Annotated in this window: 14 protein-coding genes; 5 read left to right on the forward strand and 9 right to left on the reverse strand. The window is 41.7% G+C overall.

Going from position 1 to position 16,395, the window contains the following annotated elements:
• Nucleotides 1–218 precede the first annotated feature (218 nt).
• Nucleotides 219–2,129 (reverse strand): N-acetylglucosamine-specific PTS transporter subunit IIBC, encoded by a 1,911-nt coding sequence (gene nagE, locus V3595_RS26625; RefSeq protein ID WP_485910811.1) that lies wholly within the window; start codon nt 2,127–2,129, stop codon nt 219–221.
• 301 nt (nt 2,130–2,430) lie between these two features.
• On the opposite strand from nagE, the gene nagA reads away from it, so the two are divergent.
• From nagA to V3595_RS26645, 4 genes are read left to right on the forward strand one after another with little or no spacing between them, the layout of a single operon-like run.
• Nucleotides 2,431–3,609: an N-acetylglucosamine-6-phosphate deacetylase gene (nagA, locus tag V3595_RS26630; RefSeq protein ID WP_485910813.1), complete on the forward strand. Its 1,179-nt coding sequence runs from the start codon at nt 2,431–2,433 to the stop codon at nt 3,607–3,609.
• Complete coding sequence (nagB, locus tag V3595_RS26635) at nt 3,609–4,343, forward strand: glucosamine-6-phosphate deaminase (protein WP_485910815.1); 735 nt, start codon at nt 3,609–3,611, stop codon at nt 4,341–4,343. Before nagA ends, nagB begins: the two co-directional genes overlap by 1 nt.
• Before the next feature lie 15 nt (nt 4,344–4,358).
• Complete coding sequence (locus tag V3595_RS26640) at nt 4,359–5,081, forward strand: GntR family transcriptional regulator (protein ID WP_101225693.1); 723 nt, start codon at nt 4,359–4,361, stop codon at nt 5,079–5,081.
• A gap of 34 nt (nt 5,082–5,115) precedes the next feature.
• Nucleotides 5,116–5,838 carry an SIS domain-containing protein gene (locus V3595_RS26645; protein WP_485910818.1) on the forward strand — a complete coding sequence of 241 codons (723 nt, stop codon included), beginning with the start codon at nt 5,116–5,118 and terminating at the stop codon, nt 5,836–5,838.
• Nucleotides 5,839–5,907: 69 nt separating this feature from the next.
• Here V3595_RS26645 and V3595_RS26650 read toward each other — a convergent pair whose 3' ends face one another.
• Both V3595_RS26650 and V3595_RS26655 read right to left on the reverse strand, forming a co-directional pair.
• Nucleotides 5,908–9,024, reverse strand: coding sequence for an MMPL family transporter (locus V3595_RS26650; protein ID WP_485910820.1), 3,117 nt, complete (start codon nt 9,022–9,024; stop codon nt 5,908–5,910).
• Entirely contained in the window at nt 9,024–9,488 is a 465-nt protein-coding gene (locus tag V3595_RS26655) for a MarR family winged helix-turn-helix transcriptional regulator (protein WP_485910822.1), read from the reverse strand. Before V3595_RS26655 ends, V3595_RS26650 begins: the two co-directional genes overlap by 1 nt.
• Nucleotides 9,489–9,657: 169 nt before the next feature.
• Here V3595_RS26655 and V3595_RS26660 point away from each other — a divergent pair, with 169 nt between their 5' ends.
• Complete coding sequence (locus V3595_RS26660) at nt 9,658–10,182, forward strand: YtxH domain-containing protein (RefSeq protein WP_185149873.1); 525 nt, start codon at nt 9,658–9,660, stop codon at nt 10,180–10,182.
• Between the two features lie 326 nt (nt 10,183–10,508).
• Here the strand turns inward: V3595_RS26660 and V3595_RS26665 are convergent, their stop codons facing one another.
• The 6 genes from V3595_RS26665 to V3595_RS26690 all read right to left on the reverse strand — a co-directional run bounded on the left by V3595_RS26665 (nt 10,509) and on the right by V3595_RS26690 (nt 16,145).
• A complete protein-coding gene (locus tag V3595_RS26665) occupies nt 10,509–11,399 on the reverse strand; it encodes a peptidylprolyl isomerase (RefSeq protein WP_485910824.1) in 891 nt (296 codons plus the stop codon).
• 368 nt (nt 11,400–11,767) lie between these two features.
• Entirely contained in the window at nt 11,768–12,841 is a 1,074-nt protein-coding gene (locus V3595_RS26670; protein WP_144480945.1) for an ABC transporter substrate-binding protein, read from the reverse strand.
• On the reverse strand, nt 12,838–13,641 hold the full coding sequence (locus V3595_RS26675; RefSeq protein WP_034304873.1) for an ABC transporter permease: 804 nt from the start codon (nt 13,639–13,641) through the stop codon (nt 12,838–12,840). The genes V3595_RS26670 and V3595_RS26675 overlap by 4 nt, the downstream gene beginning before the upstream one ends.
• A 1-nt stretch (nt 13,642) precedes the next feature.
• The gene (locus tag V3595_RS26680) at nt 13,643–14,446 is read right to left on the reverse strand and encodes an ABC transporter permease (protein ID WP_063236153.1); all 804 of its coding nucleotides are present in this window, start codon (nt 14,444–14,446) and stop codon (nt 13,643–13,645) included.
• On the reverse strand, nt 14,436–15,545 hold the full coding sequence (locus V3595_RS26685; RefSeq protein ID WP_485910827.1) for an ABC transporter ATP-binding protein: 1,110 nt from the start codon (nt 15,543–15,545) through the stop codon (nt 14,436–14,438). The genes V3595_RS26680 and V3595_RS26685 overlap by 11 nt, the downstream gene beginning before the upstream one ends.
• A gap of 57 nt (nt 15,546–15,602) precedes the next feature.
• The gene (locus V3595_RS26690) at nt 15,603–16,145 is read right to left on the reverse strand and encodes a helix-turn-helix domain-containing protein (protein ID WP_137017539.1); all 543 of its coding nucleotides are present in this window, start codon (nt 16,143–16,145) and stop codon (nt 15,603–15,605) included.
• Nucleotides 16,146–16,395 lie beyond the last annotated feature (250 nt).

The following is a 16,395-nucleotide window of genomic DNA, read 5'->3' on the forward strand; positions in this document are numbered from 1 at the left end:
ATAGTTGATTGGAGCGGGTGTGCGAGACTCCGCAGGCGCAAGACGAGGAGGCTCCACGATCGCCCGCGGAAAGCGAGTTTCTTGAGCGGAAATCAACATCCAAATTGTACAAGCCATAAAAAAAACTGCAGGCAAACTCGCTTTTCTTTGAGTTTGCCTACAGTCTAAAGTCTAAAGGAAAGGGATGTCGACAAGTCGACACCCCTTTTTTTACAAATTTATAGTTTTTCCAACTGGATGATATCTGGTGTATTTTGTTTCTGGATCCCTGACTTTTGCAATTTCACTGCCGTTCCTTCAGGTAAGTTAGTGAATATAATAGGAGTGACCGTTGATGGGGCATTCCGTTTTATGAAATCTAAATCAATTTCCAAAAGAGGTGTTCCTTTTGTTATTCTTTGACCTTCTTGCACAAGAGATGTAAACCCTTCTCCATTTAATTTAACTGTATCTAAACCAACATGGATCAGAATTTCCAGACCATTATCCATTTTCAATCCCAGTGCATGATTTGTCGGGAAGATACTTAGCACTTCCCCATCAATTGGGGATACTAGTTTTCCGTTGACTGGCTCGATAGCAAAGCCATCCCCCATCATTTTCATTGCAAACACTTGATCGGGAACTTGTTCTATCGGTAAAACGGTTCCTTCAATTGGAAGGACAAAGTCATTTGCACCCAAAGCTTGGTTTTCCTCTACTATATCCTCTGCCACTTGTGCAGATGGAACTGCTTTCACTTGGCTTGGGTCGGCGCCATTCTTGACAAGTTGTTTCATTGCATTTGCAACGAATTCAACATTCGTTCCAACAATGACCTGCACACTCGATTTATTCAACTTCATGACACCGCGCGCACCATGCCGTTTTAAGGCTGCTTCATTCACATTTCCTGAATCGGCCACTTGTAAACGCAAGCGTGTTGCACAGTTATCAATTAGCTTTATATTCTCTTTACCGCCAAGATCTTGAATGAAAAGCGATCCCATATCGGTATATTTGTCCCCTGTTTTTACAATAGTTTCTTCTTCCACTTCTTCCTCATCGTCTTCACGGCCAGGTGTTTTTAAATCCATGATCTTGATGACAAAATAGAAAATCACGAAGTAAACTGCCGCGTATACTAAGCCAATCGGTATTAACCATAGCGGTTTTTGCGCAATACCAAAGTTCAAGAAATAATCAATCGCTCCTGCGGAGAATCCAAAACCATGATGGATATCCAATATAACAGCAAGTGCCAGAGAGACCCCGGTTAAAAGGGCATGTATTACATATAACACCGGTGCGATGAACATGAACAGAAATTCAATTGGTTCAGTGATTCCTGTAAGGAAAGAAGTGAAAGCTAACCCAACAAGCATCCCCGTCACCAATTTACGTTTCTCTTTCTTAGCAGCTGCAATCATCGCTAATGCCGCTGCTGGAAGACCGAACATCATGATCGGGAAAAAGCCGGTCATGAAGGGCCCAGCAGTCGGGTCCCCTGCGAAGAAACGATTTATATCACCTGTCGCTCCATTGTACTCACCAAAGACGAACCAAACCATACTATTCAAGACATGATGCAGTCCTACTGGAAGCAATAAGCGATTCAATACGCCGAATACGCCGGCACCCAATGCCCCGGCACCTGTAATCCAGTCTCCAACACTATTGATTACATCTTGAATCGGCGGCCAAACAAAACCGAATATTGCCGCAAGTATAATCATCGCAAGCGAAGTGATGATCGGGACGAATCGTTTCCCTGAAAAGAATCCAAGCCATTCAGGGAGTCTTATGTCGGAGTATCTATTATATAGAAGAGCGGCAACTATACCGGATATAATACCGCCTAAAACAGCCATGTTGATATCTTTATTAATCGCTTGTGTACCATTCGTTAAAACAAAGTAACCAACAAGACCTGCCAATGCCGCAGCACCGCTTCCATCTTTGGATAATCCAATCGCTATACCTAAAGCGAACAATATGGCAAGATTATCAAAAATAGCTTGTCCCGAGGCAGCCATAAATGGAATATTAAGTAAATCCGGTTGCCCTAAACGAAGCAATAAAGCCGCTGCTGGCAAAACAGCAATCGGTAACATTAAAGCCTTACCAATCTTTTGTAAAAAATTTAACATCGAACTCATCTCCCTTGTTCCTAACTTCTTTTGATTCAGCAGAACGAAAAGACGTATAAAGCGTTTTCATTTTATCAATATAATAACTTTTCTTTGGCTTATACTAGCACAGAAAATATATAGATGTCTATACCAATTCACTTAAAAATATACTACATTCTTCGAAAACAAAGCAAAAAAAGCTTTTTTATTCCTGATACACCTTAACTGGTCTAGACAACTTTTGATAAAAACGATAAAATGAGGGCAAAATATATGAGACCTTATTCATTAAGTTTTACTTTCATAAAGGAGATTATGTATGAAAACATTCATTATTAATAATCTAATAGTTCATAGCGAAAAGGAAACATACAAAAATGGATATATTAAAGTCGTGGATGGAAAAATTGCCGAAGTTGGTCCAGTCAGCCAATACAAACAGGACGATGATGCCAAGGTAATTACTCTTTCACCGGATTATCAGGTAATTCCCGGTGCGATCGACATCCACATTCACGGAGCATCCAATTCCGATGCAATGGATGCCACACATGAAGCATTATCCACAATGGCAGAGACTCTTCCCAAAGAAGGAACCACCAGCTTTCTGGCCACTACAATGACTCAATCTACCGAAGCCATTGAATCAGCACTTCTTAATGCTGGTAAATATATCGAAAATCAATCTCAAGAACACGCTGAAATAATTGGAATCCATTTAGAAGGTCCTTTCATTTCACCGGTCCGTAAAGGAGCACAGCCTGAAGAGCATATCGTTGACCCTGATGTCACTCTATTTAAAAGGTGGCAGGAAATGGCCGAAAATCAAATCAAGCTTGTAACGCTTGCTCCTGAACAACCAAACGGATTAGATCTTGCCGCTCACTTAAAGGCAACTGGCGTCGTCGCTTCCATTGGACATTCAGATGCAACATATGACCAAATCGATGAAGCAATCCAAGCAGGGACTACCCACGTTACACATCTTTATAATGGGATGCGGGGACTCCATCACCGTGAACCTGGTGTTTTGGGAGCTGCTTATCTTCGAGACGAGCTATATGTTGAACTTATTGCTGACGGCATTCACTGCAGGCCGGAAATGATCAAGCTGGCATATAACCAAATTACCAGCGAACGAATGATCTTGATAACGGATTCGCTTCGTGCCAAATGGCTTGAAAAGGGAACCTATGATTTAGGTGGTCAGCCTGTGTATGTTAACGAAACGAAAGCAACGCTTTCAGATGGTACACTAGCCGGCAGTATATTGAAAATGAACGATGCCATCAAGAACACAATGGAATATACCGATTGTTCCATGACTGACATTATAAAAATGACGGCGGAAAACCCTGCCAAACAACTTCGGATTTTTGACAGAAAAGGAAGCATCCAGGTCGGCAAAGACGCCGATCTTGTAATATTGAATGACCGCTTGGACGTTGAAATGACGTTCTGCAGAGGAAATTTAGCTTTTAAAAAGGAGAATGTATAATGAATATCATACAAGTGCAGGACTACATGGAAATGAGCCGGACAGCCGCAGGAATAGTGATCGGAAAAGTCAAAGGAAATCCAAATATCAAATTGGGCCTTGCAACAGGCGGTACCCCTAAAGGAATGTACGATAATTTGATTGAAGATCACTTGCGCAATCATACTTCTTATGAACATGTAACGTCTTTTAATCTTGACGAGTATATCGGCTTAAAACCAAATGATCCAAACAGCTACCATTATTATATGGATGACTCCTTATTCAATCACATCAATATAAATAAAGAGCGCACTCATCTGCCAAACGGCACAGCAGATGACACCAACGGAGAATGTAAACGATATGATGAAATGATTGATTCCGCGGGAGGGATCGATCTTCAGATACTTGGCATTGGGCAAAATGGCCATATTGGTTTTAATGAACCTGGAACTTCCTTCACATCCGGTACACATGTCGTGACACTCGAAGATTCCACGCGTCAAGCGAATGCACGTTATTTCGAATCTATAGACGAAGTTCCTACACATGCCGTTACGATGGGCATTTCAACAATCATGAAAAGCAAAGAAATTCTGCTGCTGATATCTGGTGAAGAAAAAGCCGAAACACTGAAGAAATTGATACACGGTGACATTTCAGAGGAATTCCCTGCATCCATCCTAAAAAAACATAATAATGTTACAATTATCGCAGACCAAAAAGCGTTATCCGGAGTAATAATACCCTAAAAGGAGCGAAAGTCGATGATTGATAAAAACTCACCTCTTCCGATTTATTTTCAAATCGAAGAACAAATAAAAAGACAAATAGAAAACGGTGAGTTCCAAGCGCACGATGCCCTTCCATCTGAACGTGAATATGCCGAGCAATTTGGAATTAGCCGGATGACCGTCCGGCAAGCCATAAATAATTTGGTGAATGACGGATACTTATACCGTCAAAAAGGAAGGGGAACCTTTGTCGCCGATAAGAAGTTGGAGCAGCAGCTCAATGGGTTGACCAGTTTTACCGAGGACATGAAAGCCAGGGGATTGAATCCAAGCAGTAAGCTGCTGAGCTTTGAAATCATTCCGGCTGATAAGAAGATTGCCAGTGAATTGCACATTTCCCTTTATGCTCCCGTTTATGAAATAAAACGCATTCGGTTGGCTGATGATGTTCCAATGGCGCTCGAGACCGTGTACATGTCTGCCAATTTAATTAAAGGATTAACGGAAGAAATCATTAACCTTTCTCTTTACCAATATGTGGAGAACTACGTTAAACTTAAAATAGACTATGCTACACAAACGTTGGAATCATCGATTGCTTCTGAATTAGAAGTCACCCATTTAGCGATTCCAAAGCACTCACCCATATTATTCATTCAAAGGCATACGTTCCTAATAGATGGAACTCCCCTTGAATATGTTAAATCGGCTTATCGTGCGGACAGGTACAAGTTCAGTATCAAAATAAGCAGATAAAATTGAATATTTTCAATCGGAGGGTGTCACATATATGAACTCATACTTTGAAGAAGTGCAGGCTTTACTCACAATTGTGGAACAACAGGAAAAGCAATCAATTAAGGAATCTGTGGAACATATCGCAAAAGCAGTGATATCAGATGGAATCATCCATCTATTCGGAAGCGGACACTCTCATATTTTGACCGAAGAGGTATTCTACCGGGCAGGTGGTTTAGCCGCAATTCGTCCTATTTTCGTTGAAGATTTGATGCTTTTTAAGGGTGCTTCAAGATCATCCCAACTTGAACGGCAAAATGACCTATCAGAGAAATTCATGCATGATGAGGATATCCGTCCTGGTGATGTCTGTATCGTCATTTCATCATCCGGCGTAAATCCCGTTCCCATAGATGTCGCCACTATCGCAAAAGAAAAAGGAGCCTTCGTCATAGGACTAACATCACCGGAGTATGCAAAAAGTTGTCCTTCACGGCATAAACAGAAGCATTATCTCCACGATGTCGTTGATTTGGTCATAGACAATCATATTGCCAAAGGTGACACATTACTGAAATCAAATAATATACCTTTTGGTTCTGGATCGACCGTGGTCGGGGCCGTTCTCCTCAATATGATTTTCACGCAAGTCATCCAAACGATTATTGAATCAGGGGAGACCCCTCCCGTATTCCTAAGCAGTAATATCGAAGGGGCAGATGAACACAATCAAAAGATCATCGCGAAATATAAAACAAGAATCCCCCAATTATGAATCGATTTAGCCAAAAAAGAATATATAATTAAAGAAGGCATCAATGCGGATGCCTTCTTTAATTTAAGTTTATTCCTTATTTTTCAAAAACGGCCACCAATTCGCGTTTCCGAACGTCGCAACCATAACCGGGATAAACAATGGCAATATGACAAACGCATATAAAGCAAGCCCCACCAATATTAAAGTGGCTATCTCCAAGAGCGATAAAACTCCTGCTGGCATCATGGCAGCAAAGGTCCCGCCCAGAATGACAGCCGCCGAGATGATCACAGTTCCCATTTTTCTCATGGACAGTAACATCGCTTCCTTGACCGGCTTATCTTTCCATTCGTTAAAGCGATCCATCAAGAAAATGCTATAGTCAATGCCAAGAGCAATCAAGATGACGAAAGCAAAGAAAGGAACTGCCCAGCCGATGCCGGCGTAACCGAGAATATTAACAAAAATCAACTCGGTAATGGCTGCCGCTGTATAATAAGTCAAAACGAGCGACACAATCAAATAGACCGGCATGACCAGGGATCGCAGCATGAAAAAGAGAATGATTGCGATACCCGACAGCATCAAAACGACCGTCCGTGAGAAATCCTCCTCAGACATCATGCCCAAGTCATGATGTGTACTTGTGATTCCCCCTATCGCCACTTGCGCATTTTCTAGCTTTGTATCTTTCGTTACTCTTTCAACGGTTGCCTCAATCGAATCGATTTGCTCGATTGCTTCATTGGAATATGGATTCGCCTTGAACACCACATCCATCGTCATGGTTTTACCGTCTTCAGATAAATAAGCGTTCAATGCTTCCCCGAATTCTTCGCTTTCTACTACTTCTTTGGGAATGTACATGCCTGTTACCGTTTTATCCGTTTTTGCCAGCCCTGATAAATAACCCTGTGCGGACGATAGTCCATCATGGACTTCATTCAGACCATCCGCACTTTCATTTAAGCCATCTGTCAAATCAGTAAGTTGTCCGCCGAGGCCTGAAAAACCATTTAGGAGTTCTTGCTGCCCATTACTTAAGCTGGTAAGGCCTCCTTTAAATCCTGACAAATTATTTATGACTTCCCCCTGACCATTGGCCATCGTGCTTAGACCTTTTTGTAAAGTGTCAACACCTGAAATCAATTGGTTCAGGCCCTCCCCGAGAGAGGTTTGACCGTTTACGATTTGGGCCATATTTTCGTTCGCCGTATTCAAACCGCCGGACACTGAACCAAGATTCCTATTGAGCTCGGAAAGGCCTGCTGCCATGGGCTCCAAGCCACCCTGTGCCCCTTGCACGGTTTGCTTGATCGTTTGATAGGACTGATCCGCCTGTAATTCTGGATGAGTGGCTTCCATTTGCTCAAAGGATGGATTTAAACCAGCAAGGCTTTGTGATACGCCCGTAAGATTAGTTTGAATCTCTTTGTATCCACCTGTGAGCTCACTTAGCCCATTAGCTGATTGTTTATAGCCTTCGAGGAGCTGTCCGCTTCCGGTGGCGAGCTTCTCCAAGTTTGCCTTGACCTCATTCAGTCCGTTTTTTATATCCCCAGTCCCTGAAGAGCCATCGCGAATGCCTGCTTCAATGCTTGTTAACGCCTTCTCCACCTGGCCTACGCCGCTCTTTAATTCATTGGTCCCGGATATGAGACCCCCTATTCCGTCCGTAGCTTGCTTCAACCGTGGTCCTGAATCTGAAAGCTCACTGCCTGCCGTTTTTAATCCATCACTGATTTGTTTAATGCCTTCATTTCCTTCCCCGATTCCCTTTTCCAAAGTTTCGGCCTGGTTCGCTACAAATAAGTCCTTAATCGGTTCACCTGTCGGGCGGGTCATGGATCGAACTACATCGACTTCATCCACCTTGACGACTTCCTGGCTGATTTTTTCAGCAAGTGCGACGTATTCTTCCGAATCCATGCGTTCGTCATTCTTTATGACAATCTGTGTTGGCATGGATTGTCCCGGTCCGAATTCATCGGAAATGATATTAAATGCCATGATGGAAGGAACATCATCACCCGCTTCTTCAAGGGAGTTATATGAAATCTTCCCATCATACATAAACAAAAAGGGAACACAGACGATTGCAACGATCATCAGCGCCAACAATGGGCGGTTCATGGAGAAGTTACCGAGAATTCCCCATAGTTTACTTTCACTATGCTCAAGTTTCCCTTTTGCCGGCCAGAATAGCTTTTTGCCAAGAACCGCCATGAAAAATGGAACAATCGTATAAAGGGCGATCATTAAAATGAAAACCCCTATGGCAACGGCCGCCGCAGATTGATAGAGCTTAAAAGTAGAAAAACCGATTGCCGCAAAACCAATCATTACGGTCAGCCCACTGAAGAAGACCGTCTTACCCGCAGTTCGGTAAGTCTCAACGATCGCTTCAGTCAAGGACTCCTGTGACGATAGCTCTTCCTTGAAACGACTAAGCAGCAGGATGCAATAATCAGTCCCGATTCCAAATAAAATACCTACCAGGAATATTTGGGTGTAAGACGAAATCGGAAAGTCCCATTTATCCACCAGGAATGAGACGATGGATTGTGAGCATAAATAAGTGAAACCTACCGTTACCAACGGAATGATCGGTGCCACCACTGAACGGAAGACTATCAGTAATACAGCCAGAATGAAGACAACCGTGATGCCTTCAGTTTTCTTCAGCCCTTCTTGGGAATTGGCATTAAGATCTTCATCGATCATCCAGCTGCTTGTGTAATAATGCTCGACATCCACTTGCTCCAGCTCTTTATAAAGGGCATCGATCACTTCCTTAGCTTCTCGGTCCCCCTTGACCATCGTGATGGATGTCAAAACCGTTGTTTCATTCTCCGAGACCAACTGACCTTTTAGCGAGGGCTCTTTAAAATGGGTCATGACCTCTTTGATGCCAAGCTCTGCTTTATTCTTTTCAAGGTTTTGGATCGCTATCTCAATCTCTTTCAATTCCGAGGAAGACAGCTTCTTATCACCATGAAATACGAGGGCCACTTGTGACTCATCCTTATCCTGGATCTCTTTCATTAGCTCATTGGCCATCCCAGAGGAGTACTCTGCCGGTACATCCAGCTGTCCCTTATTCCGGACAAGGTCCGCCATATTCGGTGCCGCAAACAATAAACCTGCCGTAATTGCAACCCAAGCGATAATGACCAGCCATCTTCCCTTTATGATGCCCCTCATTATATTTCCTCCCATTCCTCATTCTTCATTTGAATAAAAATTTGTGAAAGCTTCTCATATGTATCAAGGAATCTAACGATTTCTTCATAATCGAATTTCGTCATGATGCTCTCTACCAACTTATGAATCTTATTTTCTGTTTCCTGTAACAATGCTTCCCCCTCTTTTGAAAGCTTCAAGTGAAAGACCCTTCGGTCAACCAGGTCCTGTTCCCGTTCTATCAATCCTTTGCCTTCCAGCCTATTGATGTTGGATGTGACGGCACTCTTATTAATATAAAAGGCATCACTGATTTCCGTCGATGTACACAACCGCTGTTGTTGAATGAAGCGTAAAGTATAGTATTGTTCGTTCGTCAGCACATCACAAATCTGATCTTTTATTAAAAGCTCCCCCATCTTATTGACATAGAAGGAAACCTTCATATATCGATCAATCAATCCAGTAACTTTTTCATTAGTCATCGTTGCACCTCCCAAAAAGTAGTTCAGTCATTTAACTATATGTAGATTACTATTGTTTTATTTATTATGTCAATCCCATGACAGTTTATTATTTCCAGTTTAACTTATGGTAAATAAGGGAAAACCCAAAGTAAGCAAACAATCTACTATTCTAAAGGAGGAAATATAAATGACTCAATCAACTATCGAAACGCAAACGAATAGCAAACTTTTAAAAGGAATTCTAATCGGGGGGCTTGTTGGTGGTGCGTTGACCTTACTTGACTCCAACACAAGAAATAAAGTAAAGCGTTCAGCCGTCCTTTTAAAAGACAACTCCATGAATATGATTGAACAGGTCAAGGAAAATCCCGGTGAAATGAAGGAACAGATGGTATCAGGAGTCAAAGGGGCAACCGAGACGATTAAAGAGGCAATCAATGACGTCGAAACACTATATGAAACCGTCAATGAAGACGTGGTGGGTAAAGTATCAGAAGTAAAGGATATCTCCACTGATGCCCTTGGTACAGCGAAGGAAGCAACAAGTGAATTAAAAGACATCAGTTCAAAGGTGGTCGTTGCCGGTAAACAGCTGAAAGAAACGCCATCACAATCATTGAAATCCGATAATGATAAAGGTGAAAAAGAGAGTGATGAAATTGTTAAAAAATCAGGATTATCCAATCAAAAATCCATTTCATCCAACTTCTAATATATAAAAAAGCTGAGGCATTATGCCTCAGCTTTTTTTTGTAGAGAAAATGGGCCCAACATATGACCCAAAGCAACAACTCCAACTCCATAGGGATGATTTTATCTATATTAATAACAGAGTTGATTGGAGTGAAAGGTACGAGACTCCTGCGGGAAAACGCGTCTAGGGGAGACCCCGCAGGCGCAAGCCGAGGAGGCTCCACGACCGCCCGCGGAAAGCGAGTGCCTGAAGCGGAAATCAACATCCAAATCGTACAAGCCATAATAAAAGCTGAGGCATTTTGCCTCAGCTTCTTTGATCGGTATATCATTCACTTGATAACCTTAGTTAGAGCTCTCCAATTTATTCGTTATCTCATGGTCTTTTTTCACTTCAGCTAACCAAACGGGATATTCCTCTTGTAATCTTTCAGAAAGAAGCGTTTCTTTAATTACATCTTTACTGTCTTCTAAATTAGCTTTTTTTGCTTCCTTCTTACCGGTTACTTTTATGATATGGTACCCATATTCGGATTTAACTGGATCACTGACTTTATTTATATCAAGATCAAAGGCAACATTTTCAAACTCTTCCACCATATCACCTTTCCCAAAATACCCTAGGCTTCCACCGTTATCCGCCGTTTCGGTATCAGTGGAATATTCAGCTGCCAATTTAGCGAAATCACCGCCATCTGCGATTTCTTTCGCAACCTTTTTAGCCGTTTTTTCGTCTTCGACTAAAATATGACTGGCTTCCACTTGTTCCGCTTGAGCAAATGTATCTTTGTTATCTTCAAAATACGTACTGATTTCTTCGTCCGTCACGGTAATTCTCGGTTCTACCAGTTTTTTCGTTTGCAGATAAACCACGATGTCCTTTTTTAAGGCTTCCATTGAAGAACCGCTTGCTTCCAATTGCTCTTTTAACGATTTTTCATCACCATAGGACTCTACCATAACATCGATTTCTTTCTGGATTTCTTCATCCTTAATTTTAATTCCTGCTTTTTCCGCTTCCAATTCAACCAATTTATTCGTAATCAACAGGTCTAAAGTATCTGCTCCGTATCCCGCAACAAGCGCGTCATACAGCTCATCCTTATTGATTTTCTCGCCATCGATACTCGCCATTGTCTTATCCGTGGATGAAATCATCGCAAATGCCATGATCCCGGCAATGATTAAAATGCTCCCTGCCCAAATATATGCCTTCGTGCTTCTTAATAGTTTCATGAATACTCTCCCTTAATTTTTCTATTATGATAGCTTGGAAATATTAATTAATCCTTAAGATTTTAGTTCCACCTTCAATATGCACCGACTCAATCATTATACTAACATACTTGTATACCTACATATATTTTAAAGTATTTCATTCTGCTACCATTTTGCATTGAGATTTTGGTTGATCATTACAAAAAACGATATTATACCGTTATATCGACTTTTGATATATAGGTAACAGAGTGCAATTCGGCTTTTACTCGTGAGTTTCGGGCTTTTACTCGTGAATTTGGATGGAGCAAATACTCGTGAAACACAGAAACGAAAAAGCATGGTGTATGGAGGGAATTCCTACACCATGCTTTTTCGTTTCTGTGTTATTTACGATGCATCTTGAATTCAAGGAAGAGTTCGTTGTAATGGGCTAAGTTCTTCTTCCCCAGGTTTTCGTACACTTCCAGTTTCTTTGTCAGTTCCGGCGATGGATAGAAACGTTCATCCTTCACCACTTCTTCAGGCATATATTTCAGTGCTTCTTTATTAGGTGTCGAGTAACTTACATATTCAGCGTTCTGTGCCGCAACTTTCGGGTCCAGCATGAAGTTGATGAACTGGTGAGCCGCATCGACATTTTTGGTTGTTTTCGGGATGACCATATTATCAAACCATAAATTGGACCCCTCTTTTGGAACAACGTATTCGAGATCTTCATTTTCAGCCATGATTTCAGAAGCAACTCCCGACCAAACAAGGCCAATCGCCGCTTCCTGGGCTTCCAATAGCATGCGGCTTTCATCTCCGACAATCGCTTTAATATTCGGGGTGAGGGCATCAAGCTTGGATTTTGCCTCTTGAAGGTGTTCTTCATCTATATCATTCAATGAATAATTCAACGAGTTCAGGCCCATGCCCATCACTTCTCTAGCTCCATCCGTCAAAAGGATTTCATTTTTTAAATCTTTATCCCATAAATCCGCCCAGGCCGTTATTTCCTTTCCACCGAGCATCTTGGAATTGTAAACAATTCCAACCGTTCCCCAGAAATACGGCACGGAATATTTATTCTCCGGATCGAATGGCAGATCGATGAATCGCTCATCGATATTTTTCAAATTCGGAAGCTTGGAATGATCCAAGGGAACCAGCAAGTCTTCTTGCCTCATCTTATCGATCATATACTCAGACGGAATGGCAATATCATAAGTGGTACCGCCCTGTTCGATTTTAGTCATCATGGCCTCATTCGAATCGAACGTCTCATAAATAACCTTTATACCTGTTTCTTCTTCAAAACGTTCGATTAGATCCGTATCGATGTAATCGCCCCAGTTATAGATGGTAAGCGTATTGCTGCTCGTAAACCCCTGCGATGAATTCAATCTTGAAATCGCATATAGCAGCAAAGCGGATACGAGGGAAATGATTAAAAACATTTGGACAAGCCTTTTCATCGTTTCCCCCCCATTCCCGTTTGCCTTACACGTTGAGTTATAAAGTAATAAACGACAACCAACAGCAGTGTCACGACGAACAGCAATGTCGATAGTGCATTGATATTCAATGAAATCCCACGGCGGGCCAAGGAATAGATTTCCACAGAAAGAGTGGAGAAGCCATTACCGGTCACAAAGAATGTAACCGCAAAATCATCAAGTGAATAAGTCAATGCCATAAAAAAACCAGCAAAGATACCTGGTAAGATGTATGGAAGGATGACCTTCGTCAATACATCCCACCGGCTTGCCCCTAAATCTCGGGCCGCATCAATTAAAGTAGGGCTCATTTCCTGAAGTTTCGGAAGGACCAGCAGAACAACAATCGGGATACTGAAGGCGATATGCGACAACAGTACAGAGTAGAATCCAAGCTTGATCCCGGCCATTGTAAATAAAATCAGGAAGGAAGCACCGATGATCACATCGGGACTGACAATCAATACATTATTCAATGACAATACTGTATTCTTAGCTTTACTGCTCGTAAAGGACCGAATTCCAATCGCCCCTATCACCCCGATGATCGTTGCGATCAGTGCAGATAATAAAGCAATCACAAGTGTATTCAATACAATGATCAACAGCCTTGTATCTTGAAATAGCTCCTTGTACCACTCCATCGTGAACCCTTTAAAGTCATACATCGTCCCACCGCTGTTAAAAGAGTAAAAGACTAAAAAGAAAATCGGTGCATAGAGTATGAGAAAAATCAAAACGAGAAACGCTTTTGATATTGGTGATAATTTATTGCCCAATTTACACACCCTGCTTTCGGTTACCCGTTACAAACATAATCAGGAACATTATAATAATCAAAAATACCGCGATTGTGGAACCCATTCCCCAATCCTGTGTCACAAGGAAGTGCTGCTCGATAGCCGTACCAAGCGTAATCACGCGGTTACCGGCAATCAGTCTTGTAAGCATAAACAATGAAAGTGCCGGGATGAAGACTACCTGGCATCCCGTCTTTACACCATCTAACGTCAATGGAAAAATGACACGGCGGAATGTCATCCATCGGGACGCTCCCAAGTCATTGGCCGCATCCAAAAGGGTTGGATTCATTTTATCAAGCGCATTGAATATCGGTAAGATCATAAACGGGATGAAAATATAAACCGAAACGAATATGAAGCTGAAATCGGTAAAGAGAATCTGCTGCTTTCCGATTCCTACAGCCTCTAGAAAACCATTTGCCACACCATACGTGCCAAAAATACCAATGAAGGCATAAGCCTTCAAAAGTAAATTGATCCAGGAAGGGACGATAATCAGCAAAAGCCACAACTGCTTATGCTTGGTTTTCGTTAACAAATATGCGGTCGGGTAAGCGACTAAAAGGGATATTCCCGTAATCAGGAAAGCATACCAAAATGAGCTTAAAGTCATTTTTAAATATACTGGCGTAAAGAACTTTTGATAGTTAATCAAAGATAGATTGCCTTCAATGTCAAAGAAGGAATAGTAAAGGATTAACAAAATGGGTGCGATCACGAATAAAGCAATCCATAAGACATAGGGTATGAAGTAAATATTCCGGGATATTTTATTCTTCATGACTTTCCCCATCATGATACGCTTCCAGACGCTTATCGAATTCTTCTTCAGTTTCACCCAATCGCATGACATGAATCGATTCTGGATCGAAATAAAGACCTATTTCATCACCAACTGCCACTTTTTTCGTTGATTGGACAAGCCATTCATTTCCATCATGGTCATAACAGCTGATTTCATAATGAACACCGCGAAATAGCTGGGAGTCCACCCGAACTTGCAGTTTTCCGCGATCGACGGAAGTAATCTCTAAATCTTCCGGGCGGATGACAATATCGACAGCTTCATTACTGTTCAATCCTTGGTCGACACATTCGAACTGTCTGCCGACGAATTCCACGAGGTAATCTTCAATCATTTTTCCTTTTACAATATTGGACTCGCCGATGAAATCGGCAACGAATCGATTCAGCGGTTCATCATAAATATCCGTAGGGGTCCCGCTTTGCTGAATTTTCCCTTTGTTGAGGACAAAAATCTCATCTGACATCGCTAATGCTTCCTCTTGGTCATGAGTGACGAAGATAAACGTGATTCCAAGCCTCTGTTGCAGCTCCCGCAATTCATATTGCATTTCTGTACGCAATTTCAAATCGAGGGCAGATAGCGGTTCATCCAGAAGGATGACTTCCGGTTCATTAACGATCGCCCTGGCAATCGCCACCCGTTGCCGCTGACCGCCGGACATTTCCCTGATCTCCCGTTTTTCATAACCCTCCAAATTAACAAAGCTGAGGGCTTCCTTCACTTTTATTTCCACTTCCGAGTTTTTCATTTTTTTGATCCGAAGACCAAATGCTACATTTTCAAACACATTTAAATGCGGAAAAAGTGCATAATCTTGAAATACCGTATTCACTTGCCTTTTATTGGCTGGCACATCATTGATCTTTTTTCCTTCAAAGTAAATATCACCTTTGGAGGCTTCCGTAAATCCGGCAATCAAACGAAGGATCGTAGTCTTCCCGCATCCGGAAGGACCCAAGAGCGTATAGAACTTCCCTCTCTCGATTTCAAAACTAACATTATCGAGAACTACCGTATCATCATCGAATTGCTTCGTAACCTGATCGAAGCGTATTATATTCCCGTTTGCCATAGCTCTTCCCTCTCTCCATTACCTTACTCATCAATCTTCAGCGATTGCATTTGTTTTCTATAAATATGATTCCGTCACCACGAGTAATAACTCGGAAGGACCTTCAAAATCATTGATGATTTGATGTTCATCTGAAGCATGAAAATAAATCGATTCCCCTGCCTTGACGAAATACGTATGTTTACCAAGCTTTACAATGACTCTTCCGCTTAATACATAGCCGAATGTTTCCGACAAGGATGGTTCAAATTGTTTGAACTCCCCCTTTTCCTGGAGAGTCAGTCGAATAGGTTCCATTTCCTTCTCATTCGATTCAGGCACGAGCCACTGGATTTGATACCCGCGTTCTTCATCGATGAAAAATGTTTGTGCCTCTTCTTCATACACTACCTTTTGGACCTGATCCTCTTCATCGAAGAACTGCTTCGGCGTGCAGCCAAGCACTTCTAAAATATTGAAAAGAGTTTCAATTGAAGGGGAACTAAGATCCCTTTCCAACTGTGAAATATATCCTTTGCTTAAATCCGTTCTTTCTCCCAATTCTTCCTGGGTCAATCCTTTTTTCAAGCGAAGATTCTTTATTTTTTTTCCAATTTGCATCACATTTACCCTCAATCGGTTTACTTATAGTAAACCCACAGTAGATAAAGTTTTATATAAGTAAACTTTCAGTTTAATTTTACGAGTATCATTATACAGGAAATGCCAGAAACTTCAAACCGAAATTCCGGCATGCATAAAAAATGGACCGCCACCATGAAGTGAACCCAAAAAGTTAGACACTTTATTTACTTAGGCAGCCTTGAGGGCATGAACCCGGTAATCTACCGGGCTCATGCCTTTTAATTTT

The sequence above is a fragment of the Bacillus sp. CFBP9009 genome (assembly GCF_036541465.1).
In the GTDB taxonomy this organism is placed as follows: domain Bacteria; phylum Bacillota; class Bacilli; order Bacillales; family DSM-1321; genus Peribacillus.

Coding starts and splice junctions, on each gene's coding strand:
- nagE (WP_485910811.1), bottom strand. CDS start 2,129: ATGTTAAATTTTTTACAAAAGATTGGTAAGGCTTTAATGTTACCGATT.
- nagA (WP_485910813.1), top strand. CDS start 2,431: ATGAAAACATTCATTATTAATAATCTAATAGTTCATAGCGAAAAGGAA.
- V3595_RS26650 (WP_485910820.1), bottom strand. CDS start 9,024: ATGAGGGGCATCATAAAGGGAAGATGGCTGGTCATTATCGCTTGGGTT.
- V3595_RS26645 (WP_485910818.1), top strand. CDS start 5,116: ATGAACTCATACTTTGAAGAAGTGCAGGCTTTACTCACAATTGTGGAA.
- V3595_RS26660 (WP_185149873.1), top strand. CDS start 9,658: ATGACTCAATCAACTATCGAAACGCAAACGAATAGCAAACTTTTAAAA.
- nagB (WP_485910815.1), top strand. CDS start 3,609: ATGAATATCATACAAGTGCAGGACTACATGGAAATGAGCCGGACAGCC.
- V3595_RS26665 (WP_485910824.1), bottom strand. CDS start 11,399: ATGAAACTATTAAGAAGCACGAAGGCATATATTTGGGCAGGGAGCATT.
- V3595_RS26640 (WP_101225693.1), top strand. CDS start 4,359: ATGATTGATAAAAACTCACCTCTTCCGATTTATTTTCAAATCGAAGAA.
- V3595_RS26685 (WP_485910827.1), bottom strand. CDS start 15,545: ATGGCAAACGGGAATATAATACGCTTCGATCAGGTTACGAAGCAATTC.
- V3595_RS26670 (WP_144480945.1), bottom strand. CDS start 12,841: ATGAAAAGGCTTGTCCAAATGTTTTTAATCATTTCCCTCGTATCCGCT.
- V3595_RS26690 (WP_137017539.1), bottom strand. CDS start 16,145: ATGCAAATTGGAAAAAAAATAAAGAATCTTCGCTTGAAAAAAGGATTG.
- V3595_RS26655 (WP_485910822.1), bottom strand. CDS start 9,488: ATGACTAATGAAAAAGTTACTGGATTGATTGATCGATATATGAAGGTT.
- V3595_RS26680 (WP_063236153.1), bottom strand. CDS start 14,446: ATGAAGAATAAAATATCCCGGAATATTTACTTCATACCCTATGTCTTA.